Source organism: Micrococcus sp. APC 4021 (assembly GCF_030407635.1).
GTDB classification, from domain to species: Bacteria; Actinomycetota; Actinomycetes; order Actinomycetales; family Micrococcaceae; genus Micrococcus; species Micrococcus luteus.
In genome coordinates, this window is record NZ_JASDCZ010000215.1 from 1 (window position 1) to 1358 (window position 1358).

At 70.4% G+C, this 1358-nt stretch carries 1 protein-coding gene; it reads left to right on the forward strand.

Going from position 1 to position 1358, the window contains the following annotated elements:
• A partial coding sequence (locus QL983_RS11240) for an AMP-binding protein (RefSeq protein WP_290153049.1) occupies positions 1 to 1284 on the forward strand: 1284 nt, incomplete at its 5' end.
• Positions 1285 to 1358: the final 74 nt, after the last annotated feature.

A 1358-nucleotide genomic window follows, 5' to 3' on the forward strand; every position in this document is an offset into this window, starting at 1 on the left:
GCCCCGGACCCCGAGGAGACGATGAGCCGGGACCAGATCGAGGCGCTCCAGTTCGAACGCCTCCGCTGGACCCTGCACCACGCCTACGAGAACGTGCCCGCGTACCGGGAGCACTTCGACGCGCACGGCGTCCACCCCTCGGACTTCACGGAGCTCGGGGACCTCGCCAAGTTCCCGTACACGGACAAGGAGTTCCTGCGGAAGAGCTACCCGTTCGGCGCCTTCGCCGCCACGGGCCCCGAGCTGCGTCGCATCCACGCCTCCTCCGGCACCACCGGCCAGCCCACCGTGGTCGGCTACACCGACGACGACCTGGCCACGTGGGCCACCCTCGTCGCCCGCTGCTTCCGCGCCGGCGGCATCCGCCCCGGTGACCGCGTGCACAACGCGTACGGCTACGGCCTGTTCACCGGCGGCCTCGGCGCCCACTACGGTGCCGAGCGCATCGGGGCGGCCGTGATCCCGATGTCCGGCGGGCAGACGGAGAAGCAGGTGCAGCTGATCACCGACTTCCAGCCGCGCGCCATCCTCTCCACACCCACCTACCTGCTGACCATCGCGGACGGCTTCAAGAAGCTCGGCCTGGACCCCCGCGAGTCCTCCCTCGAGGTCGCGATCCTCGGCGCCGAGCCGTGGACCGAGGAGATGCGCCGCGAGATCGAGCAGACCTTCGACCTCGACGCCCTGGACATCTACGGCCTCTCCGAGGTCATGGGCCCGGGCGTGGCCGGCGAGTCCGCGGCCACCAAGGACGGCTCCCACATCTGGGAGGACCACTTCCGCCCCGAGATCATCGACCCGCTCACGGACGAGGTCCTCGAGACCGGCCGCCACGGCGAGCTCGTCTTCACCTCGCTCACCAAGCAGGCGCTGCCGATCATCCGGTACCGCACCCACGACCTCACCCGCCTGCTGCCGGGCACCACGCACCCGGGCCACCGCCGCATGGGCCGCATCACCGGCCGCTCGGACGACATGATCATCCTGCGCGGCGTGAACCTGTTCCCGTCGCAGATCGAGGAGCTGGCCCTCAAGGAGCCGGCCCTGTCGCCGCACTTCACCCTCGAGATCACCCGCCCGGACCGTATGGACCAGATGGCCGTGAACATCGAGCGCCGTGATCATGCGTCCCTCGAGGAGGCCCAGGCCTGCGCGGCGCACCTGCGCATGGAGATCAAGACGAAGATCGGCTCCTCGTGCGTGATCAACGTGGTGGAGCCGGAGTCCCTGGCCCGCTCCTCCGGCAAGCTCAAGCGGATCTACGACCTGCGCGACCAGGCCTGATCCCGACCCCGCGGCCGAACCCGACGCCGGCGTGCCCGGTAGAGTGGACCGGTGCGCCGTCGTCGTCGGCGTCC